At 62.2% G+C, this 23,610-nt stretch carries 24 protein-coding genes; 13 read left to right on the forward strand and 11 right to left on the reverse strand.

Annotated elements, in window-relative coordinates; translation table 11 throughout:
• Window positions 1-29: 29 nt before the first annotated feature.
• The 8 genes from infC to MC381_RS12225 all read left to right on the forward strand — a co-directional run bounded on the left by infC (window position 30) and on the right by MC381_RS12225 (window position 6,165).
• Window positions 30-569, forward strand: coding sequence for a translation initiation factor IF-3 (infC, locus tag MC381_RS12190; protein WP_264297444.1), 540 nt, complete (start codon window positions 30-32; stop codon window positions 567-569).
• A gap of 91 nt (window positions 570-660) precedes the next feature.
• Window positions 661-855, forward strand: coding sequence for a 50S ribosomal protein L35 (gene rpmI, locus MC381_RS12195; RefSeq protein WP_251978029.1), 195 nt, complete (start codon window positions 661-663; stop codon window positions 853-855).
• A gap of 37 nt (window positions 856-892) precedes the next feature.
• Window positions 893-1,243 (forward strand): 50S ribosomal protein L20, encoded by a 351-nt coding sequence (rplT, locus tag MC381_RS12200; protein WP_251978030.1) that lies wholly within the window; start codon window positions 893-895, stop codon window positions 1,241-1,243.
• Window positions 1,244-1,390: 147 nt separating this feature from the next.
• Window positions 1,391-2,410: a phenylalanine--tRNA ligase subunit alpha gene (gene pheS / locus MC381_RS12205; protein ID WP_251978031.1), complete on the forward strand. Its 1,020-nt coding sequence runs from the start codon at window positions 1,391-1,393 to the stop codon at window positions 2,408-2,410.
• Window positions 2,411-2,438: 28 nt separating this feature from the next.
• Entirely contained in the window at window positions 2,439-4,823 is a 2,385-nt protein-coding gene (pheT, locus tag MC381_RS12210; protein ID WP_251978032.1) for a phenylalanine--tRNA ligase subunit beta, read from the forward strand.
• 28 nt (window positions 4,824-4,851) lie between these two features.
• Window positions 4,852-5,160, forward strand: coding sequence for an integration host factor subunit alpha (gene ihfA, locus MC381_RS12215; RefSeq protein ID WP_251978033.1), 309 nt, complete (start codon window positions 4,852-4,854; stop codon window positions 5,158-5,160).
• A gap of 160 nt (window positions 5,161-5,320) precedes the next feature.
• Window positions 5,321-5,782 (forward strand): flavodoxin, encoded by a 462-nt coding sequence (locus MC381_RS12220; RefSeq protein ID WP_251978034.1) that lies wholly within the window; start codon window positions 5,321-5,323, stop codon window positions 5,780-5,782.
• The gene (locus MC381_RS12225) at window positions 5,779-6,165 is read left to right on the forward strand and encodes a hypothetical protein (protein ID WP_251978035.1); all 387 of its coding nucleotides are present in this window, start codon (window positions 5,779-5,781) and stop codon (window positions 6,163-6,165) included. Before MC381_RS12220 ends, MC381_RS12225 begins: the two co-directional genes overlap by 4 nt.
• A 95-nt stretch (window positions 6,166-6,260) precedes the next feature.
• Here the strand turns inward: MC381_RS12225 and ppnN are convergent, their stop codons facing one another.
• Complete coding sequence (ppnN, locus tag MC381_RS12230; protein WP_251978036.1) at window positions 6,261-7,625, reverse strand: nucleotide 5'-monophosphate nucleosidase PpnN; 1,365 nt, start codon at window positions 7,623-7,625, stop codon at window positions 6,261-6,263.
• A 53-nt stretch (window positions 7,626-7,678) separates the two neighbouring features.
• Window positions 7,679-7,966 (reverse strand): YfcL family protein, encoded by a 288-nt coding sequence (locus tag MC381_RS12235; protein WP_251978037.1) that lies wholly within the window; start codon window positions 7,964-7,966, stop codon window positions 7,679-7,681.
• A gap of 300 nt (window positions 7,967-8,266) precedes the next feature.
• Between MC381_RS12235 and MC381_RS12240 the strand changes: the two genes are divergently transcribed.
• Window positions 8,267-9,187 carry a LysR family transcriptional regulator gene (locus MC381_RS12240; protein WP_251978038.1) on the forward strand — a complete coding sequence of 307 codons (921 nt, stop codon included), beginning with the start codon at window positions 8,267-8,269 and terminating at the stop codon, window positions 9,185-9,187.
• A 120-nt stretch (window positions 9,188-9,307) separates the two neighbouring features.
• Here MC381_RS12240 and gcvP read toward each other — a convergent pair whose 3' ends face one another.
• Complete coding sequence (gene gcvP / locus MC381_RS12245) at window positions 9,308-12,208, reverse strand: aminomethyl-transferring glycine dehydrogenase (RefSeq protein ID WP_251978039.1); 2,901 nt, start codon at window positions 12,206-12,208, stop codon at window positions 9,308-9,310.
• Window positions 12,209-12,293: 85 nt separating this feature from the next.
• Window positions 12,294-12,695: a glycine cleavage system protein GcvH gene (gene gcvH, locus MC381_RS12250; protein WP_251978040.1), complete on the reverse strand. Its 402-nt coding sequence runs from the start codon at window positions 12,693-12,695 to the stop codon at window positions 12,294-12,296.
• A 606-nt stretch (window positions 12,696-13,301) separates the two neighbouring features.
• Here gcvH and MC381_RS12255 point away from each other — a divergent pair.
• Together MC381_RS12255 and gcvT are read left to right on the forward strand one after the other, a co-directional pair.
• On the forward strand, window positions 13,302-14,699 hold the full coding sequence (locus tag MC381_RS12255) for an alanine/glycine:cation symporter family protein (protein ID WP_286009743.1): 1,398 nt from the start codon (window positions 13,302-13,304) through the stop codon (window positions 14,697-14,699).
• A gap of 41 nt (window positions 14,700-14,740) precedes the next feature.
• Complete coding sequence (gene gcvT, locus MC381_RS12260) at window positions 14,741-15,853, forward strand: glycine cleavage system aminomethyltransferase GcvT (RefSeq protein ID WP_251978042.1); 1,113 nt, start codon at window positions 14,741-14,743, stop codon at window positions 15,851-15,853.
• A 264-nt stretch (window positions 15,854-16,117) separates the two neighbouring features.
• Here gcvT and MC381_RS12265 read toward each other — a convergent pair whose 3' ends face one another.
• The 5 genes from MC381_RS12265 to yihG all read right to left on the reverse strand — a co-directional run bounded on the left by MC381_RS12265 (window position 16,118) and on the right by yihG (window position 20,278).
• Window positions 16,118-16,771 carry an alpha-ketoglutarate-dependent dioxygenase AlkB family protein gene (locus MC381_RS12265; RefSeq protein WP_251978043.1) on the reverse strand — a complete coding sequence of 218 codons (654 nt, stop codon included), beginning with the start codon at window positions 16,769-16,771 and terminating at the stop codon, window positions 16,118-16,120.
• Window positions 16,768-17,319, reverse strand: coding sequence for a phosphatase PAP2 family protein (locus MC381_RS12270; RefSeq protein ID WP_251978044.1), 552 nt, complete (start codon window positions 17,317-17,319; stop codon window positions 16,768-16,770). The genes MC381_RS12265 and MC381_RS12270 overlap by 4 nt, the downstream gene beginning before the upstream one ends.
• Window positions 17,288-18,445: a glycosyltransferase family 4 protein gene (locus tag MC381_RS12275; RefSeq protein ID WP_251978045.1), complete on the reverse strand. Its 1,158-nt coding sequence runs from the start codon at window positions 18,443-18,445 to the stop codon at window positions 17,288-17,290. Before MC381_RS12275 ends, MC381_RS12270 begins: the two co-directional genes overlap by 32 nt.
• A gap of 136 nt (window positions 18,446-18,581) precedes the next feature.
• A complete protein-coding gene (locus MC381_RS12280) occupies window positions 18,582-19,403 on the reverse strand; it encodes a murein hydrolase activator EnvC family protein (protein ID WP_251978046.1) in 822 nt (273 codons plus the stop codon).
• Complete coding sequence (gene yihG, locus MC381_RS12285) at window positions 19,403-20,278, reverse strand: 1-acylglycerol-3-phosphate O-acyltransferase, YihG family (RefSeq protein ID WP_251978047.1); 876 nt, start codon at window positions 20,276-20,278, stop codon at window positions 19,403-19,405. The genes MC381_RS12280 and yihG overlap by 1 nt, the downstream gene beginning before the upstream one ends.
• On the opposite strand from yihG, the gene MC381_RS12290 reads away from it, so the two are divergent.
• Window positions 20,277-20,558, forward strand: coding sequence for a hypothetical protein (locus MC381_RS12290; protein WP_251978048.1), 282 nt, complete (start codon window positions 20,277-20,279; stop codon window positions 20,556-20,558). The genes yihG and MC381_RS12290 overlap by 2 nt on opposite strands.
• Before the next feature lie 126 nt (window positions 20,559-20,684).
• A complete protein-coding gene (locus tag MC381_RS12295) occupies window positions 20,685-22,013 on the forward strand; it encodes an MFS transporter (RefSeq protein ID WP_251978049.1) in 1,329 nt (442 codons plus the stop codon).
• A 143-nt stretch (window positions 22,014-22,156) separates the two neighbouring features.
• Here MC381_RS12295 and MC381_RS12300 read toward each other — a convergent pair whose 3' ends face one another.
• Entirely contained in the window at window positions 22,157-22,426 is a 270-nt protein-coding gene (locus MC381_RS12300) for a GrxA family glutaredoxin (protein ID WP_251978050.1), read from the reverse strand.
• A 163-nt stretch (window positions 22,427-22,589) separates the two neighbouring features.
• Window positions 22,590-23,414 carry an inositol monophosphatase family protein gene (locus MC381_RS12305; RefSeq protein WP_251978051.1) on the reverse strand — a complete coding sequence of 275 codons (825 nt, stop codon included), beginning with the start codon at window positions 23,412-23,414 and terminating at the stop codon, window positions 22,590-22,592.
• Between the last annotated feature and the right edge of the window lie 196 nt (window positions 23,415-23,610).

Genomic DNA, 23,610 nt, shown 5'->3' on the forward strand with positions numbered 1-23,610 from the left:
AACGTTAATCGCCACACGGAGATCTAACGATCAAGCGTAATAATCAGCGCGGGCGCCCCCAGGAAAAGCGCGCGCCCATCAATGACCGTATTCGCGCAGACGAAGTTCGACTCATCGACGCAGAGGGTGAGCAGGTGGGGGTTGTCCCCATGAACGAGGCGCTCGAGCGCGCCGAGGAAGCCGGTATGGATCTCGTACAGATTTCCAACGCCGATCCGATCGTCTGCAAGATCATGGATTACGGTAAATTCCTCTTCGAGCAGAAGAAACAGAAGTCTGCGCAGAAGAAGAAAACCAAACAGATTCAGGTCAAGGAAGTGAAATTCCGGCCTGGCACGGATGAGGGCGACTATCAGGTTAAGCTCAAGAACCTGATTCGTTTCCTCGAAGGCGGTGACAAGGGTAAGGTCACGCTGCGTTTCCGTGGTCGTGAAATGGCACACCAGGACATCGGCCGCAAGCTGATGGAGCGGATTGCCAACGACCTCGAGGAACTGGCGACCGTCGAATCCTTCCCCAAGATGGAAGGCCGACAGATGATCATGATCCTCGCACCCAAGAAGAAGTGATCCGACGGCGTTTCGAACGGGAAGCGGCGAGCTTAAGGGCTTGCCGCTTTCGGCCTCGGGTTTTCTAAAAAATCGGACCGGAGTTCTACTCATGCCGAAAATCAAGACCAACAGTGGCGCTGCCAAGCGCTTCAAGAAGACTGGTAACGGCTTCAAGCACAAGCAGTCTTTCCGTAGTCACATCCTGACCAAGAAGTCCACCAAGCGTAAGCGTCAGCTGCGTGGCATGAAGCAGGTTCACGCTGCCGACAAGCAGCTCGTCAACCGCATGCTGCCCAATCTGTAAACACTTGGTCGTCAGTCTTTAACGTCAGGAGAGTACTATGTCCCGCGTCAAGCGTGGTGTCGTCGCACGTCGCCGTCACAAGAAAGTTATGAAGCAGGCCAAGGGTTACTACGGTGCGCGTTCGCGCGTGTTCCGCGTAGCCAAGCAGGCCGTTATCAAGGCCGGTCAGTATGCATATCGCGACCGTCGCCAGCGCAAGCGTCAGTTCCGCGCGCTGTGGATTACGCGTATCAACGCTGCCGCTCGCAACAACGGCATGTCCTACAGCCGTTTCGTGGCGGGCCTGAAGAAAGCGGGCATCGAGATCGACCGTAAGGTCCTGGCCGATCTGGCCGTTCACGAAAAAGCGGCCTTCACGGCACTCGTCGAGAAAGCCAAGGCTGCGTGAGCAGGTCGTCCCGCGTCTCTGAGAGGCAGCGGATAGCCTGACCGATCAGGGGAAGAGCAGCCGCTCTTCCCCTGTTTTTTTATCTCGCATCGCCACTTCGGCAAGACCGAGGGCGCTGCGCAACGAATGACAAGCGGAGCTTGACGGATGGATCATCTTCCTGCCCTGGTCAGCGAGGCGAGCGCGGCAATCGCCGCGGCCGATAACGCCCAAGCGCTCGACCAGGTGCGCGTGCGTTTTCTGGGCAAGAAAGGCGAGATCACGGCCTTGCTCAAAGGGTTGGGGCAGTTGCCGGCGGAAGAACGTCCCGCTGCTGGCGAGCGGATCAACGAGGCCAAGCAGGCGCTCCAGGACGAGCTCGAACAGCGCAGGCAGGTGATCGAGCAGGCCGCCATGCAGGCCAAGCTCGAGGCAGAGCGAATCGACGTGACGCTACCCGGCCGTGGTGAGGTCAATGGGGGCCTGCATCCGGTGACGCAAACACTGGAGCGCATCGAGTCGCTATTTCAGCGTATCGGTTTCGATGTGGCGGTTGGCCCCGAGATTGAGGACGACTTCCATAACTTCGAAGCCCTCAATATTCCAGCGCATCACCCGGCACGGGGAATGGCCGATACGTTCTATTTCGATGCCACCCGTCTGCTGCGTACGCACACCTCGCCGGTCCAGGTGCGAACGATGCAGTCACAGGAGCCGCCGATCCGGATCGTCTGTCCGGGGCGAGTCTATCGTAGCGACTCCGATCTGACCCATACGCCGATGTTTCATCAGGTCGAAGGACTGCTGGTTGACGAGAATGTCAGTTTTGCCGACCTGAAAGGTACGATCGCCGATTTTCTGCAGGCATTCTTCGAGCGTGATGATCTCGAAGTCCGTTTCCGCCCCTCCTACTTCCCCTTCACCGAGCCCTCCGCCGAGGTCGATATCCAGTGCGTGATGTGTCACGGCGACGGCTGCCGCGTCTGCTCGCAGAGCGGTTGGCTCGAGGTGCTGGGCTGCGGCATGGTGCATCCGGAAGTCTTTCGTCATTCCGGTATCGACGCCGAACGCTACACCGGCTTCGCCTTCGGCATGGGGGCGGAGCGCTTGGCCATGCTGCGCTACGGCGTCAACGATCTGCGACTGTTCTTCGAGAACGATCTGCGTTTCCTGCGTCAGTTCCATTGAGCCCCAGCCCCAGTCAAGGAGTATCAAGATGAAGTTTTCCGAAGCGTGGCTGCGCGAGTGGGTCTCTCCCGAGCTCGACACGCAGGCCTTGGCCGATGCGGTGACGATGGCCGGGCTCGAGGTAGATGCGGTCGAGCCGGTAGGCGCCGTCTTCGATGGTGTCGTCGTAGCGGAGGTGATGGCCAAGGCGCCCCATCCGGATGCCGACAAGCTCAACGTTTGTCAGGTCGAGGACGGTAGTGGCGAGCAGGTGCAAGTCGTCTGCGGCGCCCCCAATGTCGACGTCGGTCAGAAGATTCCTTTCGCGCGTGTCGGTGCAGTACTGCCGGACGATTTCAAGATCAAGAAAGCAAAACTGCGCGGAGTCGAATCGCGCGGCATGATCTGTTCAGCCTCCGAGTTGGGGCTGGAGGAAGAGCGCTCCGAAGGGATTCACGTGTTGCCCGCGGATGCCCCGGTCGGCCAGGATTTCCGCGCCTGGCTGCAGCTCGACGACCACACGATCGAAGTCGACCTGACGCCCAATCGCGGGGACTGTCTTAGCCTTCGCGGCATGGCGCGCGAGGTGGGGGTGCTGACTCGGGAGGCTGTGACGCCACCCGCCATGCAGGCGGTTGCGCCGCAGCATGACGAGCGCTTTCCGGTGGACATCCAGGCCACCGAACAGTGTCCGCGCTACCTCGGTCGCGTGCTGCGCAATGTCGACTTGAGTGCGCCGACGCCGCTATGGATGGTAGAGCGGCTGCGGCGTAGCGGTATTCGCAGCATCGATGCCGCGGTCGACGTGACCAACTACGTGATGCTCGAGCTCGGCCAGCCGATGCATGCCTTCGACCTGGACCGGCTCAGTGACGGTGTGGTCGTGCGCCAGGCATCGGAAGGGGAGTCTCTGACGCTGCTCGATGGCCAGACGGTGGCGCTCTCCACGGAAACGCTGGTCATTGCCGACGGCACCGGCCCCCTGGCGCTTGCCGGTATCATGGGTGGCGAGAATTCCGGCGTCGCTGCTGGCACGCGCCATCTCTTCCTGGAAGCCGCGTTTTTCACGCCGCTTGCGGTAGCTGGCAAGGCACGTGAGTACGGTCTTCACACGGATGCGTCGCACCGCTTCGAGCGCGGCGTCGATCCGGCGCTGACGGCGATGGCGATGGAGCGCGCAACGACACTGCTGATGGAGATCGTCGGCGGTGAGCCCGGCCCGGTCATCGAAGCCGGTGTCGATGGCATCCCGTCGGCGATGCGCGCCAACGTACGGTTGCGTCGAGCGCGTCTCGATGCCTGCCTGGGGGTGTCGCTGCCAGCGGATGAGGTCGCGGATATCCTGACGCGTCTCGGAATGGTGGTCGAGACTGGCGAGTCCGGTTGGCAGGTGGACGTGCCGAGTTGGCGTTTCGATGTGGCCATCGAAGAAGATCTGATCGAGGAGCTGGCGCGCATCCATGGCTACAATCGCCTGCCGGTTCGCCGCACGCAGGCGCTCCTGGCACTCAAGGCCGATAACGAGGCCGAACAGCCCTTGCGTCGTCTACGCCGTCATCTGGTGTCGCGCGGTTATCAGGAGGCGGTGACCTATAGCTTCGTCTCGCCTGATCTGCAGGCCCTGCTGATGCCTGACGCGATCTCGCCGACACTGGCTAACCCGATCTCCAGTGACATGTCGGTCATGCGGTATTCGCTCTTCCCGGGATTGATCAAGGCCCTTCAGCACAACCTCAATCGCCAGCAGCAGCGGGTGCGCCTATTCGAGACGGGGTTGGTCTTTCAAGGGGAGCTGGATGCGCTGGTTCAGACATCGATGCTCGGTGGCCTGATCTGCGGGCCGCGCGCTGTCGAGGGCTGGTCGGCCGGGCGGGAGGCGGTCGATTTCTTCGATCTCAAGGGTGACCTGGAGAGCCTGCTATCGATCGGCGGTGGTCTGGACGAATGGTCGTTCGTCGCGGACACGCATCCCGCACTGCATCCGGGACGCAGCGCCCGTCTGTATCGTGGCGAGCAGGCGGTGGGCTGGATCGGTGCGCTGCATCCGGCGGTTCGCTCGCAGCTCGGGATCAAGCCGGAGGTCTATCTCTTCGAGGTAGACCAGGACGCGGTGATGGCAGGCCAGATTCCTCGTTTCCAGCCGCTCTCTCGCTATCCGGAAGTCCGTCGTGATCTGGCATTCGTGATGCGCGATGAGGTGGCGGTCGAGTCGTTGATGCAATCGATCCGCCAGCAGGCGGGCGAATGGCTGGTTCGGTGGCAGTTGTTTGACGTTTATCAGGGGCAGGGTGTGCCCGAGGGGCACAAGAGCGTTGCCTTGGGCTTGACCTGGCAGCATCCTTCGCGCACTCTCAATGACGAGGAAATCAATCAGTTAATCGCAGACGTGGTGGAAACGGCCCAGTCGCGTTTCGGGGCTACGCTGCGGAGTTGATCTGTCATCCTGCGCGAAGGGAGCCACCATGGGAGCGCTGACGAAAGCTGAACTGGCGGAGCATCTTCACACCGAGCTGGGTTTCTCCAAGCGGGAAGCCAAGTATATGGTGGAAACGTTCTTCGAGGAGATTCGTGGCTGTCTGCGCGAAAACGAGCAGGTGAAGCTCTCCGGGTTCGGCAATTTCGACCTTCGGGACAAACGGGAGCGTCCCGGACGCAACCCGAAGACCGGAGAAGAGATTCCAATCTCGGCGCGCCGTGTCGTGACCTTCCGACCCGGTCAGAAGCTCAAGGCCAAGGTCGAGAGTTTCGATGGTGAGCTGCAGGAGGAGTAGTGCTTCCTGGTGGCTGATCTGACCGCCCGTCAGCATCCGCTGGCGGGCGGTTCTGTTTTCGGCCAGGGAAGGCCTAGGCAGTAGGGGCCGGGAGGCGTAGGGCCGGGCGGGGCAGATATGCTAAGCTCCGGCGCACATGATGAACTGGCGAATGTGCGCTATGCCCAAGCTGAAAATCTACGTTGGTACCGTCTACGGCGGTGCGCTCGATGTGGCCGAACAGGTCGCCCCGCTCTTCGAGCAGACCGGCTACGAGGTAGCCGTGGTCGAACAGCCTTCCTTGCAGGATCTGGTCGACGACATGCCCGATCTGGCGCTGTTCTGCGTCTCCACCACCGGTAGCGGTGACTTTCCCGGCGATATCGTGCCTTTTATCCGCGAGCTCAAGGCGAAGACGCCGGCGCTGACCTCGCTGCGTTATGGGCTCATCGCCCTGGGTGACAGCTCCTACGCCGAGACGTTCTGTGGCTCCGGCAGGGCGCTCGATGCCTTGCTCGAGGATCTTGGCGCGCAGCGCCTGGGCGAACGTCTGGAAGTCGATGCCATGGAGACTTTCATGGCGGACGATGCGGCGCTGCCCTGGGCCGAATCGTGGATTGAAGCGCACGGGTTGCGCGCATGAGTCGCGAGGAGTCGCCTGCGACCAAGGCGCTCAATGCGACGCGCTGGAGCACCCTGTTCGGGCTATGGCTCGTCATGCTGCTGTCGCTGCCGCGCTATTGGCTGGCCGGCGACACCACGCGTCTGACGCTGCTCGCTGGTCTGCTGGTTGCCGTCGCCGTGGCGCTATTCGGATTCTGGCGGGTGATGGCGCAGGCGCAGCGTCAGCGATGTCCGGCAGCCTTGCGCCACCTGCTGGTCTGCCTGGTCATCGGTGAAGGGTTGATGCTGGCCTGGCACGTGACCGATGCGGCCGCCTCGCACTGGGCCGTCGTACTCTCCCAGGGGGCAGCGCTGGGGTTGCTGTTGCACGTGGTCGTCCGCCTGTGGCGCCGGCGTCGATAGTGCGGCTCTGGCGTGCAAAACTGGCGTGAAAAAAGAGAACGGCGAGCCTATTGGCTCGCCGTTCGCGTTTTCGCTTGGCAGTATCGTGCGGCGTATTACCCCAGCGTATAGCAGGGCACGTACTCACTGCCTGGTAGCTTCATGCGGCCTTGGGCGACGAACGAGGTTAACAGATCGTCGAGCTGGCTCATCAGCGCCGGCTCCGCATGCAGACGGAAGGGGCCGCGTGCTGCAATGGCACGCACGCCGGGCTCCTTGACGTTACCGGCCACGATGCCAGAGAAGGCGCGACGCAGGTTGGCGGCCAGTTCGTGGACGGGCTGGTCGTGGTGTAGCGCCAAGTCCGCCATGGCTTCGTGTGTCGGCTCGAACGGTTGCTGAAAACCGCGCTCGATGGTCAGCCGCCAGTTGAAGTAGAAGGCGTCGTTCTGTTCGCGACGAAATTCCGCGACTTCATTGATACCTTCGCGCATCAGGCGTGCAACGGTGATCGGATCGTCGATGACGATCCGGTAGTGGCGGCGGACTTCCTCGCCGAGCGTGTAGCGCAGGAACTCATCGATGCGATGGAAATAGTCGCGGGCGCTGGCGGGACCGGAAAAGATGACTGGAAAAGGGATATCCCGGTTGTCCGGATGCATCAAGATGCCGAGGAGATAGAGAATTTCCTCCGCTGTCCCTACGCCGCCGGGAAACACCACGATGCCATGACCGACGCGCACGAATGCCTCGAGGCGCTTCTCGATATCCGGCATGACCACCAGTTCGTTGACGATCGGGTTGGGCGACTCGGCGGCGATGATGCCCGGTTCAGAGATCCCCAGATAGCGGCTGCCCAGGCGGCGCTGTTTGGCATGCGCGAGGTTGGCGCCTTTCATTGGCCCCTTCATGGCGCCGGGGCCACAGCCGGTGCAGATGTCCAGTCCGCGCAGCCCCATGTGGTAACCCACGCCCTTGGTATAGTTGTACTCTTCCCGCGTGATCGAATGTCCGCCCCAGCACACCACCATGCTCGGTTCCTGCGCGGTCCGCAGCGTGCTGGCATTGCGCAGGATATGAAAGACGGCGTTGGTGGCGCCTTCGTTGGTGTCGAGATCGAATTTCGGATTGTTCTGGATCTCGTTATAGACGTAGACGATATCGCGCAGTACCGCCGAGAGCTGCTCGCGCACCCCGCGGATCATGCGGCCGTCGACGAAAGCGCAGGCCGGGGCATTGGAAAGCTTCAGGCGGATGCCGCGATCCTGCTGCAGCACTTCGATATCGAAATCCTTGTAGGCTTCCATCACGGCGAGCCCGTCATCCGTCGGGGTGTCGCAGTTGAGTATCGCCAGCGCGCAACGTCGAAGCAGATCATGCAGGCCGCTGGCTGAGGTGTCTCGCAGGCGGTTGACTTCGGACTGCGACAGGACTTCCAGACTTCCCTCGGGAGAGACGATGGTCGATAGCGTCTCTGGCATGGGCGACATCCTCGTGCGGCAAAGAGTACGGATAGGAAGGGTAGAGCGGGATCTCAGCGGCCGGTCCGGGCGACCGCGGTCTGCCACAAGGCGGCGATCTGGTCGCGGTCGGCCTCGCTCATGTTGTCCTGAGCGAAGGTGCTCTCCAGCCACTGCCAATAGGTGGCATCGAAGTCTTCGGGGGTGACATCGGCGGGATCGTACTCCGCCATTTCCTGCACCAGACCGATCTGGGGAATCATGTAGCCCAGCGCGAAAAGGTCCTGGTCATCGGCGTTGGCTTCCATCGCCAGGAGCGTTTCCTGGACCGATCTGGCGCGCTGTGCAAAGGGATCAGACATAAGTTTTACTATCCAACGGTTGAGGCTCGAACATGCTAGCACGTGCGGTCGGTGGACGCAGTCTGCCGCGCCTCCTCTGTGTGCGGCTCTGTAAACGGAGAAGCTCATGGGGGGGGGGGCGCCGGGCGGGCGCTATCGACCAGCCAGCAATGGGTCCATCGCACGAGGCGGTGCGTCACGCGCCATAAATTGCTATAATAATGACTCCCCGAGGTCACAATAAGGCGTTATCGGAAAGCGAGCTATCCGATAGCCTTGCCGCGTCCCGATTGACATATCCCTTGAGCGATCCGCGTCTTCATGTTCAACGCCCAATATTTTCGAACCTACATGATGCTCGTCGAGACGGGCAGCTTTACGCAGACGGCCCGTAAGCTGGACATGACTCAGCCCGGTGTCAGTCAGCATGTGAGAAAACTCGAGGAATATCTCGGGCGCTCGTTGTTGAACCGTCACGGCCGGCGCTTTTCGCTCACGGATGCCGGGCGTCGGGCCTACGATTACGCGGTCAAGCTATTCGCCGAGCATGAGCATTTCCGCCACTCGCTCGACGATGATTCGCCCGATAGCGGCGAATGCCGTATTGCCTCGCCGGGCAGCGTCGGCCTGATGTTCTATCCGTTTCTGCTCGGCTACCAGCAGATGCATCCGGGGCTGACCGTCAACTACAGCTTCGCCTTCAATCATGAGATCGCGCAGGATGTCGTGGCCGGTCGCTATGACGTGGGTGTAGTTACCGAGGTCAGCAAGCATCCCGACCTCAGCTACGAGGCGTGGCATCAAGAACCGCTCTGCCTGGTCGTGCCGGCGGATTTCGCCGGCACAAGCTTCAGCGAGCTACTGGCACTGGGGTTCGTCAACTATACCGACGGCAACAACAATGCCAGCCTGCTGCTGCGTAGCAATTTCGGCGGTGAGTTCCGCAGCATGAATCATTTTCCACGCCAGGGTTTTACCAACGAGGTTGGTCAAGTGCTCGACGCGGTTGCACGTGGGCTCGGCTTTACGGTCGTTCCGCGCCCGGTGCTGGAGACGTCTCCCTGGCAGCGTCAGGTCAAGGAGCTAACGCTGGATCAACCGGTCTACGAGACGCTGCATCTGGTGTCGCGTTCCGATGTCGAACTGCCCAAGCGCTATCGTCAGCTGCTGGACACCTTTCGCCAGCAGCGTCTCAATTCGCTTTACGGCTACAGCGAACTGCCGGCGATGGGTCCGGTCTGACGGGCGACAGGCCAGCGCCAGTGCATCGTCGACCGGGTATGTCCTAACGCCAACGGCCGCTCGAGGAGCGGCCGTTGGCGTTTCTGTCGGCGTGTGGATGCCACGCTTGAGGCCGGTGGCTCAGGAGAGCTCGCGGTAGGCATCGATCGGCGGGCAGCTGCAGATCAGGTTGCGGTCGCCGAAGACGTTGTCGACCCGGTTGACTGCCGGCCAGTACTTGGCTTCGCGTACCGCTTCCGTCGGGAAGGCTGCCAGCTCGCGAGAGTAGGGTCGTTTCCAGTCATCCGCCATGATATCCGCCATGGTGTGCGGTGCGAGGGTCAACGGATTGGCGTCCTGCGGCCATTCACCGGCTTCGACGCGGGCGACTTCGGCGCGAATGGCGATCATCGCCTCGCAGAAGCGATCGAGCTCGTAGCGCGACTCGGACTCGGTCGGCTCGACCATCAAGGTCCCGGCGACCGGGAACGACATGGTCGGGGCGTGGAAGCCATAGTCCATCAGGCGCTTGGCGATATCCTCTTCGCTGATACCGGAAGCGGCTTTCAGCGGGCGCATGTCGAGGATGCATTCATGGGCGACGGTGCCATTGGCGCCCTGGTAGAGCACCGGAAAGTGGCTCTCGAGGCGACGCGCGATGTAGTTGGCATTGAGGATGGCCAGTTCCGTGGCCTCACGCAGCCCGCGCGCGCCCATCATCTTGATGTAGGCCCAGGAGATCGGCAGGATCGAGGCGCTGCCATAGGCTGCGGCGGAGACCGCGCTGGCGCTTTTTTCGATACCTTCCTGCGGCGTCATGACGTGGTTGGGCAGATGGGCGGCCAGATGCGCCTTGACGCCAATCGGCCCCATGCCCGGGCCGCCACCGCCATGTGGAATGCAGAACGTCTTGTGCAGATTCAGGTGCGAGACGTCACCGCCGTAGTCGCCGGGGCGACAGAGACCGACCTGGGCGTTCATGTTGGCGCCGTCGATGTAGACCTGGCCGCCGTTGTCGTGGACCAGCTGGCAGGCTTCGCGAACGTTCTCCTCGAAGACGCCGTGCGTCGACGGGTAGGTCAGCATGATCGCCGAGAGGCGGTCGCGGTGCTGACTGGCCTTGGCTGCCAGGTCATCGATGTCGATATTGCCGTCGCGGTCGCACTCGACCACCACCACCTTCATCTGCGCCATCGCGGCCGAGGCCGGATTGGTGCCGTGGGCAGAGCTGGGGATCAGGCAGATATCGCGATGCCCCTCACCGATGGCGTCCTGGTAGCGGCGAATGGCGACCAGGCCGGCATACTCGCCCTGAGCCCCGGAGTTGGGCTGCATCGAGATCGAGTCATAGCCGGTAATTTCGACCAGGAAATCGCTCAGCTCGGTGATCATCTGGCGATAGCCTGTCACCTGCTCGTTCGGCGCAAACGGATGGATGTTGGCGAATTCGGGCCAGGTGATGGGGATCATCTCGCTGGTGGCATTGAGCTTCATGGTGCAGGAGCCCAGCGGGATCATCGCGTGGGTCAGCGACAGATCGCGATTCTCCAGGCGCTTGAGATAGCGCAGCATCTCGGTTTCGCTACGGAAACGCTCGAAGTTCGGGTGAGACAGGAACGGTGTCTGGCGACGGTAAGTCACTGGGATGCCACTCTGGTTCTCCGCGACCGCCTGGCGGTCCAGCTCGCTGACCGAGAGGCCATGCTCCTCGCCGATGAGGACATCGAACAGCTCGCCAAGGTCGGCGGCCGTCGTGGTCTCGTTGAGGCTGACGCCGACTTCACCGTCCCGTGGGTAGCGAAGATTGATTTCGCGGGTCAGCGCGCGGCCCTGAATGCGATGGCTGTCGACGCCGGTCAGCGTCAGAGTATCGAACCAGCTGTCGTGCTTGAGGGCGATGCCGTGCTGCTTCAGGCCCTGCGCCAGCAGCGTGGTCAGGCGATGAATGCGCGTTGCGATGGTGCGCAGCCCTTCGGCGCCATGATAGACGGCGTAGAAACCGGCGATATTGGCCAGCAGGGCTTGCGCGGTACAGATATTGGAAGTCGCCTTCTCGCGGCGGATGTGCTGCTCGCGGGTCTGCATGGCCATGCGCAGCGCGGGGCGGCCGCGACTGTCCTTCGATACGCCGATGACGCGACCGGGGAGTGAGCGCTTGAGCGCTTCACTGGTGGCGAAGAACGCCGCGTGCGGGCCGCCATAGCCCATCGGCACGCCGAAGCGCTGGGAGTTGCCAAGCACGATATCGACGCCCATGGCGCCGGGTTCCTTGAGCATCACGAGGCTCATCAGGTCGGCGGCGACACACGTCATGATCTGGCGCGAGCGGGCATTCTCGACGAGCTGTTCGATCGCCTTGATATCGCCGTCGGTGCCAGGGTACTGCAGCAGGGCGCCGAAGACTTCCTCGTCGGCGAGCTGGCCAGCTGGCGCCACCACGAGCTCGAAGCCCAGGTAGGCGGCACGGGTGCGCAGTACATCCAGGGTTTGCGGCAGCACGTCGTCGGCGACGAAGAAGCGCGAGGTCTTCTGCTTCTTGTTGGCACGGCGACACAGTGCCATCGCCTCGGCCGCCGCGGTCGCCTCGTCGAGCAACGAGGCGTTGGCGATCGCCATGCCAGTCAGATCCATGACCATTTGCTGGAAATTGAGCAGCCCTTCGAGACGCCCTTGCGCGATTTCCGGCTGGTAGGGCGTGTAGGCCGTGTACCAGCCAGGGTTTTCCAGCACGTTGCGCTGAATAATGGCCGGCAGATGCGTGGGGTGATAGCCCTGCCCGATATAGCTCTTGAAGACCTTGTTCTGACGGGCAAGCCCGCGCAGGTAGTCAAGGGCTTCCGACTCGCCGCGGGGGCCGTCCAGATCGAGCTCGCCATCGAGGCGGATGCCGCGTGGAAGGGTGCGATCGATCAGCGTTGCCAGGGAGGTCATGTCGAGCGTGGCAAGCATCTCGGTGACGTCGTCCCGGGTCGGCCCGTTGTGGCGCTGGATGAAGTCGCCGTGGTTGGCCAGGTCGGTCAGCGGGAGGGTATCGGTGGGCATAATCAGTCCAGCAAGGTGGCAATAGGAGAAGTAGGCCGCCGTCACATCAGCGACGGGCGGCCTGGCTGGTGATGATGACGTGCGATCAGCCGTCGTCTTCTTCGGCGGCTACCAGATCCTTGTAGGCGTCGGCCGACATCAGCGATTCCAGATCACCCTGGTCGGCAAGCTGCAGCTTGAGAATCCAGCCCTCGCCGTAGGGAGAGTCATTGACGGTTTCGGGGGTATCTTCGAGCGTTTCGTTGACCTCGACGATTTCGCCTGCCAGCGGGGCATAGAGATCGGAAGCCGCCTTGACGGACTCGATCACGCCGAACTCGTCGCCGGCGTCCAGCTCGCGGCCCGCCTCCGGCAGCTCGACGAAGACCACGTCGCCCAGTGCTTCCTGCGCATGGTCGGTAATGCCAACGGTAACGGTTCCGTCGCCGTTGTCCTGAACCCACTCATGGCTATCGGTATAGAACAGGTTGTCGGGAATTTCGCTCATGGGGTTTCCTATAAGAAACGTTTTTTCTGTGGAAGATATTGTGTGGGCATTATGCCTCAATCCGATGGCGATTGGCATAGGCTCACGTCTCACACTGGCTAAGACACGCGCGCGACCTGAATAGGTTGAGCCTAGATTACGCCGTCGTCCAGCCCTGCGTCGAGTGTCACTGATGCCGTCGCCAGCGTAAGGGTACGGCCGCGGTCCAGAGCCCTGGCCATGGGGTTGGCGAGCAGCCTCCGGTAGCTTGCCGCTATGGTCATCGTAGGCGTGAATGGGAGAAATGTGTTTCGTATTGGAAACACAGAGGCTTTTCGTTATCGTACTTGGCTTCGGATGCTCGCCATCGGTTGGCGCTAGCCAGGTCGTCCGGAGGCCAAGTGATTTGACCGCCAGCCAGTCAAGTCAGACGGACAGGCTCGAGATGTCGATGGTTGGCCGGTAGCCAAACCGAGAATGAGCATAAGAGAAAAAGAGAAAGAGACCATGGGCTCATTGTGAATCTTCAGTCGAATCCTCTATCGTTCCTCCGCTTTACCCGAAGAAGGCCACTTCGAGGGGCCTCACAAGGGCGCTTCGGCAGGTGGCAGGAACAATAATGCGACGATGGAGTGTGATGTGAACGAGCTCAATGCCATTTTTGGCGTCATCAACGGGGTCGTCTGGGGCCCGCTGATGCTTATCCTGCTGTTTGGCGTGGGGATCTATCTACAGGTCGGATTGAAGTTGATGCCGATTCGCAAGCTGAGGCTGGGGTTCAGCCTGCTCTGGCAGGGGCGCCGCGGTAGCGCGGAGGCTCGCGAAGACGGCGAAATCTCGCCCTTCAATGCGCTGATGACCGCCTTATCGGCTACGATCGGTACCGGCAATATTGCAGGTGTTGCTACGGCGATCGTGCTTGGCGGGCCTGGCGCCGTATTTTGGATGTGGCTGACGGCGCTGGTCGGGATGGCGACCAAATTTGCCGAAGCGGTGTTGGCGGTACGCTACCGTGAGACCGACTCTCGCGGCGATCACGTCGGCGGGCCGATGTATTACATTCGTAACGGCTTGGGCAGGCGTTGGGCATGGCTGGGCGGTTTGTTCGCGTTCTTCGGGGCAGTGGCCGCCTTCGGCATCGGTAACACCGTGCAGGCCAACTCGGTCGCCGATGCCATGGCGACATCGTTTGGCGTGCCGACCTGGTTGACCGGTCTGGTGATCATGCTGCTGGCCGGTGCCGTTATCCTTGGCGGTATCAAGCGTATCTCGCAGGTCGCCGGCAAGCTGGTTCCGTTGATGGCCGTGGCCTATATTCTCAGCAGTCTTGTCATCCTGTTCGTCAACGTCGACCAGATCGGTGGGGCGCTGTCGCTGATCTTCTCCCATGCCTTCCAGCCGATTGCTGCCAGCGGTGGTTTCGCCGGTGCCGCGGTGGCCGCCGCGATTCGCTTCGGGGTGGCACGAGGCATCTTTTCCAACGAAGCGGGGCTGGGTAGCGCTCCCATCGCGCACGCCGCGGCGCAGACGCGCAACCCAGTGCGTCAGGGGCTGATCGCGATGCTGGGCACCTTCATCGACACGCTGGTTGTCTGCACCATGACGGCGTTGGTGATCCTGACCTCGACGCATTGGCTCGAGGGGGAGAGCGGTGCCGGCCTGACCGCACTCTCCTTCGATAGTGGCATGCCAGGGGTGGGACAACATGTCGTGGCGATTGCGCTGTCGGTCTTCGCCTTTACCACGATCCTCGGGTGGTCCTTCTACGGCGAGAAGTGCTTCCAGTATCTTTTCGGTGACAAGGCGATCGTCGCCTACCGCCTTATCTTCGTGCTGGCGGTGCCGGTGGGCGCGATGGCCAAGCTCGATTTCATCTGGCTGGTAGCGGACACTTTCAATGCGATGATGGCCATTCCCAATCTGATCGCGCTGGCGCTGTTGTCGCCGGTGGTATTCAAACTCACTCGTGATCACTTCGCTGGCAGGCCAGTGCTGCCGGGCGAGGATCTGCAGCGGCGCGAGTGACAAGCGCTGCGGCGACCTATTCCATTCGAACGGAGAGACCGATGACCGACCTCAAGCAGACGCCCTTGCATGCCCTTCACCAGGAGCTCGGTGGCAAGATGGTCCCCTTTGCCGGTTACAGCATGCCGGTGCAGTTTCCGCTGGGGGTCAAGAAGGAACACGAGCACACGCGTCGGGCGTGCGGACTGTTCGACGTCTCGCACATGGGGCAGGTTCGGATTACCGGCCCGGCGCCCGCTGCGGCCATGGAGACCCTGGTCAGCGCCGATGTCGTCGGCCTGGCCGAGGGCGGGCAGCGCTATGCGCTATTCACCAACAGCGAGGGTGGCATCACGGACGACCTCATGATCGTCAATCACGGCGATTCGCTCTATGTCGTCGTCAATGCGGCTTGCAAGGAGCAGGACGTCGCGTTGATGCGTACCGGGTTGGGCGCGGATCACGAGGTGGAGGTGCTTGACCGTGGATTGCTGGCGCTGCAGGGGCCGCAGGCTGCTGACGTAATGCGCAGGCTCTGCCCGGCAGCCTGCGAGCTGGTTTTCATGCAGCATGCGCGTTTTTCGATTCTGGACAGCGATGTCTGGATCAGTCGCAGCGGCTATACCGGGGAAGACGGCTTCGAGATCTCTGTGCCGGCAGAGGATTCGGATGCGCTAGCGCGTTGGTTCCTGGCGCAACCGGAAGTCGAGCCGATTGGTCTGGGCGCTCGGGATTCGCTGCGCCTGGAGGCCGGTTTGTGTCTTTACGGCCATGATATCGACGATACCACGACGCCCGTCGAGGCAAGTCTTGTCTGGGCCATCGGCAAGGCGCGCCGCGTCGGTGGGGAGCGCGAAGCCGGGTTCCCCGGGGCGGATCGCGTGTTGCACCAGCTTCAGGCGCGCGATCATCGCCGGCGCCGTGTCGGGCTCTTGGGTGAAGGGCGTGCCCCGGTGCGCGAGGGTACCCGACTGCTCGATGTCGAGGGTCGCCAGGTCGGACAGGTGACCTCCGGCAGCTTTGGTCCCAGCGTAGGTGCGCCGGTGGCCATGGCATATGTGGATGTCGACTCGGCCGACAAAGGGACGACGGTCTATGCCGACGTGCGTGGCAAGCAGCTGCCCATGAGGGTTAGCGCCATGCCATTTGTCGAGGCGAACTACTACCGCGGGTAAGCGCCCTTTTTTGTAGTTTATACCGTTATCCATTGCGGCCTCATTCGACGAATGAGGCCGTTTTCTTTTCTTGTCAGCATGACCGTACCAGTGCGCGTCGATCGTGCCGGCGCAGGCTCTGCTGTTGAGGATCAGAGACTGGCCGGGGCGTACCGACACGCCAGGTCTCGGTCAGACTGGCGTGAATTCATCTCGGTGGCGAAAGGACAAGGCTTGGCGAGTTGGCCGAGCCGAAGAGACGCGAGGTATCCCGCCGATGGGCAATCAGCGTACGCAGCGGAAAGTCAGGTTGATTCGGACGCCGTCGATGGCGCGGGGCGCAAGCGCGTGCTGCCAGCGGGCCTGACAGCCGGGCCCCATAAGCAGGAGGCTGCCGGTGGGCAGCCAGACATTGAAGGCGTTGCCCGGGCGCCTGTCTTTTTCGCGAAACCGCAGAGGCCGCTCGCTGCCCAACGAGATCGAGGCCACGATCGGATCGTTGCCCAGTTCCGGCTCGTCGTCGCTGTGCCAGCCCATGCGCTGCTCACCGCCGTCGTAGCGGTTGATCAGCACGCTGTTAAACCCGTCGCGCGGCAGGCCAGCGGCGCGTAGGGCCTCATCGATCCGTGGGCGGAGTGCATCGATTTCCGGGTGCCAGCTCTCGGGTTCCAGTGTCCTGCCGGAATAGCGGTATCGCGCATCGGTATCCCCCATCCAGCACTGCGAGCGCGGAATGCGATGTGCTTTGCCATAAAGGCGGATGGTTGGCGAGGTCCACGGAATCTCCTGTTCCAGGCGTTGCTGCAGCGTCGTCGCGAGTGCGGGGGATAGAAATCCAGGCAGCAGTGCCAGCAGGGGATCAGCGTTGATACGTTGCCAGCCGCCGCACTGGCCCTGGGGCGATGACGCCGAGGTGGGTCCTGAGCGCCTTGAGGTCACAGCCATTCCGGCATCAAGGCGAGGCTGGCCCAGGCGAGTAGGGCGCCGATAACGCCGCCGACCATGACGTCGCTGAGGTAGTGGAGCCCGAGAACAACCCGTGAGGCGGCGATCAGGCAGGCTAGAGGAAAGACGATAGGCAGCAGGACGGGCGTCGTGGCCGTGGTCAGCAGGGTGAACAGTACGGCATGGAGCGTATGGCCACTGGGAAAGCTGTAGCGATCCACCGGAGGTACGCTACATGGGATCGTCGTGAACGTGACGAAGGGGCGCTCGCGGCAGAGTCGCGTCTTGAGCAAGCGATAAAGCAGGGCGGAAATGCTCGCGGTGAGGCCCCACCAGGCAGCGACGAGCCAGCCACGGGGCCCGAGAAAAATCGGGTGGACCAGCGCCACCACGACCCAGGCCGGCCAGTCGCCGAGACGGCTGGCCCAGCGGAACAGCCATAGCGTTGGTGGATGCCCGGAGAACGCCGCCAGACGATGACTCAGTCGGCTTTCGTAGCGGTCTAAGCGTTCAAACGTGAGACGTGGAGTGCGCTGCGACATGCTGGGGCCTCTGAACCTGGATCAGTTGAGCAAGGAAGCGGTCGCCGACACGTGCCCAGTCGAGCGTGGCCGCCCGCTCTCGGGCTTGCCTGCCGAGCCGTGCGTAGGTGGCCGGCTGCCGGCATAGTTCGCTGGCGGCGTCGAGAAAAGCCTGGTTGTCGCCCGGGGGGATCAGGCGGCCGTTTCGTTGGTCGACAATCAGCTCGCCGGCGGCGGCGTGTTCGAAGGCGACAACGGCGAGGCCACTGGCCATGGCTTCCGGTACCACGTTGCCGAAGGTCTCCGAGAGTGACGGGAAAACGAAGATGTCTGCGCTGGCATAGTGACGAGCTAGCGCGTCGCCGTTCTGGAAGCCGGTGAAGATTGCCTCCGGCAGTCGCCGAGTCAGTGTCTTGCGTGCCGGACCATCGCCGACCAGCACCTGTACCAGCGAAGGATTGCTGCGCTGCATGGCAGCCATGGTGTCGGCCAGCAGGTCGATGTTTTTCTCCGACGCGAGACGCCCCACGTAGAGCGCTACCGGCTGATGGGGGCCAACTCCCCAGGTCCGACGCAGGTCGTCGTCGCGATGGGCCGGGGCATAGCGCGCCGCATCGACGCCGCGCGCCATGATCGAAACTTGGTGATAGCCGCTGCGCTCCAGCGACTGTTTCTGGGCGGCCGTGGGCACCAGCGTAGCGTCGCAGCGATTGTGGAAGTACCGCAGTCCGGCGCGCGCGATCGGTACGCTCCAGCCGAGGTGATAGTTGGCTGCGTACTGGTCGAAATTGGTATGAAACCCACTGACGACAGGCAGCTTGAGGCGGCGAGCGGCACTGAGCGCAGACCAGCCCAGCGGTCCCTCGGTCGCAATGTACACGGCGTCCGGCCGTTCCTCGCGCCACAGTTTGGTCAGTCGACGGCGACAGGGCAGGCCGACGTGAACGTCGGCGTAGATGGGAAGGGCCACGCCGGGTACCTGAACATCGCGCTCGACGAGGCTGTCACGTGCCCCATCCGCAGGCGTCGGTCGAATTAGCTGCAGGGCGATGCCCTTGGCGGCGAGGTGTCCGGCGAGATGGCTCAGCGTGTGAGCGACACCATTGACCTCGGGGCTCCAGGTTTCACTGACCAGGGCTATGCGCATCGTTACCACTCCCGTCCGCGGCGCCGGCCCATCGATGTTCGGTGGCCCGTCAGCCGCGCTTGATCCTGTGCTCGATCGTGCGTGTCGCCGATGACGGCAATGCGTCGGGCGTATGACGATTCCATGACACCCAGATTCAGCGTAGCACGCGTGCGGGATCGACGGGTTTGCCACCGTGACGAAGGTCGAACAACAAGTGATAGCGCTGGTTGCCGCCATCGCGAGCGATCTCGCAGAGCGGCGTGCCGGCGCTGACCTCCTGGCCGACGTTGACGAGCAGCTTGTCGCAGAATGCGTAGACGCTTTGCATGTTGTCCGAGTGGTGGACGATAACGACCTGGCCTAGCTGGCGCATGCCGCTGGCAAAGCGCACGCTGCCATTGCTGGCGGCCTTGGCGGTTGCCGCCGAAGTCGTGGTCAGCAGCATCGGTTGAAGGGTGCCGTGGGCATCCTTGCCGAAGCGGCGTGCGACCCGATAATCCGATAGGGGCCACTCCCAGTGACGTGCCGAGCCGGGTAGCGGACCAGGATCGGGCAACGTGCGTGAGGCGGGGCGCGACGATCCGCCGCTTCTGCTGGCTACCGCCGCGCCGCCCAACGGGACCTGGATCAGCTGCCCGACGGCCAGAGCCGAGGGACTGATGCCCGGATTGGCCGATTGAAGGCGTGCTGGATCGGCACCGAAACGTCTGGCGATGGAGTAGTAGGTGTCGCCACGGCGAACCTGATAACGATAGGGGCCGCCGCCGGGTGCGCGTTCCTGTCGCGATGGCAGCATCAAGCGTTGCCCGACGGCCAGCCGGCGCGAATCCACGCCGGGATTGAAGCGCTGCAGCCGCAGTAGCGGTATATCGGCACGCTGGGCGATTTTGCCCAGCGTGTCGCCGCGCTGAACGGTGATCCAGCCGTTATGTCCCTGACTGAAGCCGCCGCTGCTGGCGCAGCCGACTAGCAGCATCAGTCCCAGGAATAGGAGGAAAGCGCGTGATCTTTTTCCTGCCACAGAGAGTTCAACCATAGATAGAAACGTTCCTTGTAAGCGGCATCGTCGTGTCGGCCGTCCTGCATCCAGGCAGGTTGTTCGAGCGAGCGAGCGACGATCGCGATCTCGCCTTCGCGGCCACACAGGAAATCCCAGAAGCGGGGCGCGGGTCGGCGATAGTGCAGCGTGACATCCAGAATCCCGTCCAGCCTGGGTCCGAGCAGGCCAATGACCTGGGCGATGCCGCCAGCCTTGGGGCGCAGCAGGTGGTGGTAAGGGCTTTGCTGTTGCTGCTGCTTGGCCGGCGTGAAGCGCGTCCCCTCGACGAAGTTGTAGATGCACATCGGCATCTCGCGAGCGTGATCGCACATGCGCTGAGTGGCTTGGCGGTCGCGCTCTGCCAGTTTCGGATTGCGCGCGAGTCGTTCGCGACTGTAACGACGCATGAAGGGGAATTCGAGTGCCCACCAAGCCAGGCCGACGATCGGCACGAGGATCAGCTCGCGCTTGAGAAAGAACTTGGGCATGGGCAGGCGGCCGGTGAAGACGTACAGCATGACCAGAATATCGGTCCAGCTGCGATGGTTGGCGATGACCAACCACCATTGGCGAGTGGTGAGCGTTGAGGGAATCGAGGCATGAATCTGTGGATGAATCCAATAGCGGATCCAGACATTGTTGGTACGTATCCAGGCCAGGGCCACGCGGTGCAGTCCGCCAAGAACCCACAGGCGCCAGCGACGGGTCGGTGTCAGTAGCTTGACCAGGGTCAGCACGGTCAGCGGGACGCCCCAGAACAGGGTGTTGGTCACCAGCAGCAGAATGCTGACTGCCCCCTTGAGGCTCGACATGCCATTCTCCATCAAAGACTTGAAGCAATGTTACTGGAATGTCGCGGAGCTGCACAGCGCGTCATCGGGGCTGGCTTTTGTCAATGGCAAAGCGGGGGCGTTGCCCGCATCATGCCATGCTGTTGATATGAGTTTCCTGGTTGTCGAAAAACTGACCAATTTGAGAGGGGTCGCCTCAGGATCGCCCGTCGTTACGGTCAGCCACTGGAAATACACAGCGTTATCCACAGAAGATGTGAATAATTCGTTGCGCTTTGGAGTCATCCGAGAGACTGGATGAATAGGCTCGGAAGGGCCGCGGGAACTTGTTAGACTGCCGGCCCTTTTTCGGTGGGGACCTGGGCGCTCGATCGTCGGCGATGTGTCTGCGCTCACCCGTCGTGATCCTCAGTGCTCGGAGACCCCTTTGCGTTCTTTGCCCGCGACTCTTCCCATTCTCTTCCTCTGCGAGATCAGCTTCCTGCTGGGACATGGTCTGATCATGACGCTGCTTGGGGTGCGCATGTCGCTGGAGGCCTTTCCATCGCAAATGGCAGGCCTGCTGATGTCATGCTTTTCGCTTGGCTTTGTTGCCGGCAGCTATTGGTTGGAGAAGCGTATTCGCAGCGTCGGGCATATCCGTGTCTTCGCGGCCTGTGCTGCGCTGCTGGCCGTAACCGCGATCCTTCATGGCCTGTGGGTCAATCCTTGGGCATGGCTGGTCTGGCGGCTCTTCGGGGGCGCCGCAACCGCGGGCCTGCTGATGGTCATGGAGTCCTGGGTCTCCGGGGAGTCGACCAACGAGAACCGCGGTCGGATCCTGGGCTGGTACCTGGTGATTTCGACACTCTCTTTGGCCGGCGGCCAATGGATGCTCAACATGGCGGACCCTGGCACCTTCGTGCTGTTCTCCGTTGCCGGGATCCTGTTTGCGCTATCGCTCGTGCCGCTATCGATTCATCGTATCCATGGCCCGCTGCGCTCGAGCCATGATGTTTCCGCCAAGATTTCGTTGCGAGCGCTCTTTGCCCGGGCGCCCGTTGGCTTGGTCGGGGCCTTCGTCGCCGGGATGATGGTCCAGGCCTTCTTCGCCATGACGCCCTACTACGGTCAGGAGATCGGGCTCAGCACGGCCGAGACCGCCCAGTTCATGTCGATTACCACCCTGGTGGCGCTGATTGCGCAGTGGACGCTCGGACGTGTCTCGGACCGTTTCGATCGACGCAAGGTGATCCTCTGCATGGCAGTGGTCATGACGATCTCCGGCGTCCTGATCACCGTGGCGGCGCGTTCCAGCTACTGGCTGCTGGTGTTCGTCGCCAGTTTTCACACGGCGATGTTGCATACGCTCTACTCGCTCAGCCTGGCACACACGCACGATTGGCTGGCGCCGGAGGAGACCATACAGGCCAACGCCAAGCTGCTGATGTGCTACGGCGTGGGTTCCGTGGTCGGGCCTTTCAGCGCGTCGCTCATGATGGAAACGCTGGGGCCGGACGGGCTCTGGCTGTTCCTTGGCGGCGCGGCCATGACGTTGGCGCTTTTTATCGTCTATCGATTATGGCGGCGAGAGCCGGTCAAGTCGCTTGAGGAGCAGGAGCCCTATACGCCGATGGTGCCGCTGGTCGAGTCGACGCACTATCTCAACGAGCTGGATCCGCGTCAGGGTCCGGTGCAGCTGGAGCTGGCGCTAGAGCGAGCCTGGGACGAAAAGGCGGCAGAAGCGACGGCTGACAACGCGGGGGCAATGGCTTGAGGCAGGTGACAACGGAGCTGGGGCAGGAAGCCAGCCCCTATGTCGGGAGCCCATTGTTTGGCATTCATCAACGACAAGACCCGCCAAGAAGGCGGGTGTTGTGTCTCTAGGGCACGCGTCACTCAGGAGAGGGGGCGTTTGACTCAGGCATTCTCCGGCATCAGGGCCTGATCGCGGACATACTGGTCGAACTCGGTGAAGCCGCCGATGTGAGTCTGGTCGACAAAGATCTGCGGCACGGTCTCCACCGGTTTGCCGATCGTCTTCTCCATGTCGGCTTTGGTGATGCCCTCTTCGTGAATATCGATGTAACGAAAATCGAAATCGTCGCGCGCTTCCTTGAGTTTTTCGGAAAGCTCTTTGGCACGAACGCAGAATGGGCAGCCGGGACGGCCGAAAATGACGGTCAGCATCGATGAATCTCCTGTCGGCTTCAGGCGGGGGGCCTGCCCCTGTCTGAAGGAAATTGTCGGTTCGAGAAGAATATGAGGGTTATTCTTTCGTATTAAACCCGGGCCAGCCAATAGAGTCTTGCTAAACCCGCCATTACGACGGGCTATGGTGATGTCTGGCCGATCAGTCCGTCTCGACGCGTTTGCCGGCATCCGCGTCGCGCAGCAGATTGCCCAGGGTTGCGTGGATGCCGACGGCGCTGACCAGCAGGTTCTCGCCGTAGAGGTCCGCGGGCAGGTTGTCCGGGCAGGGATAGAGATGGCCCGTTCGGGCGCCTGCCTCGCGAGCAATCAGCAACCCTGCGGCAAAGTCCCATGGCGAGACGCTTTCGTAGTAGGCATCGAGCTGGCCGCAGGCAACATGGCAAAGATCCAGTGCCGCCGAGCCATTGCGACGGATATCGCGACAGGCATGCACCACATGGTTGAGTCGCCGGATCAGCGGCGCCCGTTTGTCTCGGGCATAGGGAAACCCTGTCGCGACGAGGCTGCGCTCAAGCTTTTCCGCCGGACTGGTGCTGATCGATTGCTGATTGAGCCAAGCACCTTCGCCTCGCAGGGCCGTGAAGGTTTCGCCCAGAAACGGAGCGTGGACCACGCCGGCCTGAAGCTCGCCATCATGTGCCCAGGCGATCGAGACCGCGACATGGGCGTGGCCGTAGGCGAAGTTGACCGTGCCGTCGATCGGATCGACGATCCATAGCGCGCCGGGGCGCTCCAGTTGACTGCGGTCCGGTGTCAGCTCTTCGGTCAGCCGGGCTTCGCCCGGCGCCAGGGCTTCGAGCTCGTCGGCGATCATCTGGTCGACGGCGACGTCGACTTCCGTGACCAGTTCGTCGCCACCCTTGTATTGGTGAGAGAAATTCTGCTGCTGACGAGCCTCGACGATCATATCGCCTGCGCGGCGAGCGATGCGAACCATGTGCTGGAGGCGTTCGGCCAATTCCATAAGCGTTTCCGAGCGAGAGAATGGGGGCGAGTCGAGTGCGACCTTCGCCGTAAGCAGGATACCCAACTGCGCCTCGATCGGAAAACTTGCCGAGTGGCGGGGTGCAAGAAGCCCCGGCTTGGGGAGTCGCGGCGAGGGGCAGATCATGGCACGATCTCTGATTGATCATCAGACGCCGCCGCTGTCACCGATTGCC

The organism is Salinicola avicenniae (genome assembly GCF_023736115.1).
GTDB lineage: Bacteria > Pseudomonadota > Gammaproteobacteria > Pseudomonadales > Halomonadaceae > Salinicola > Salinicola avicenniae.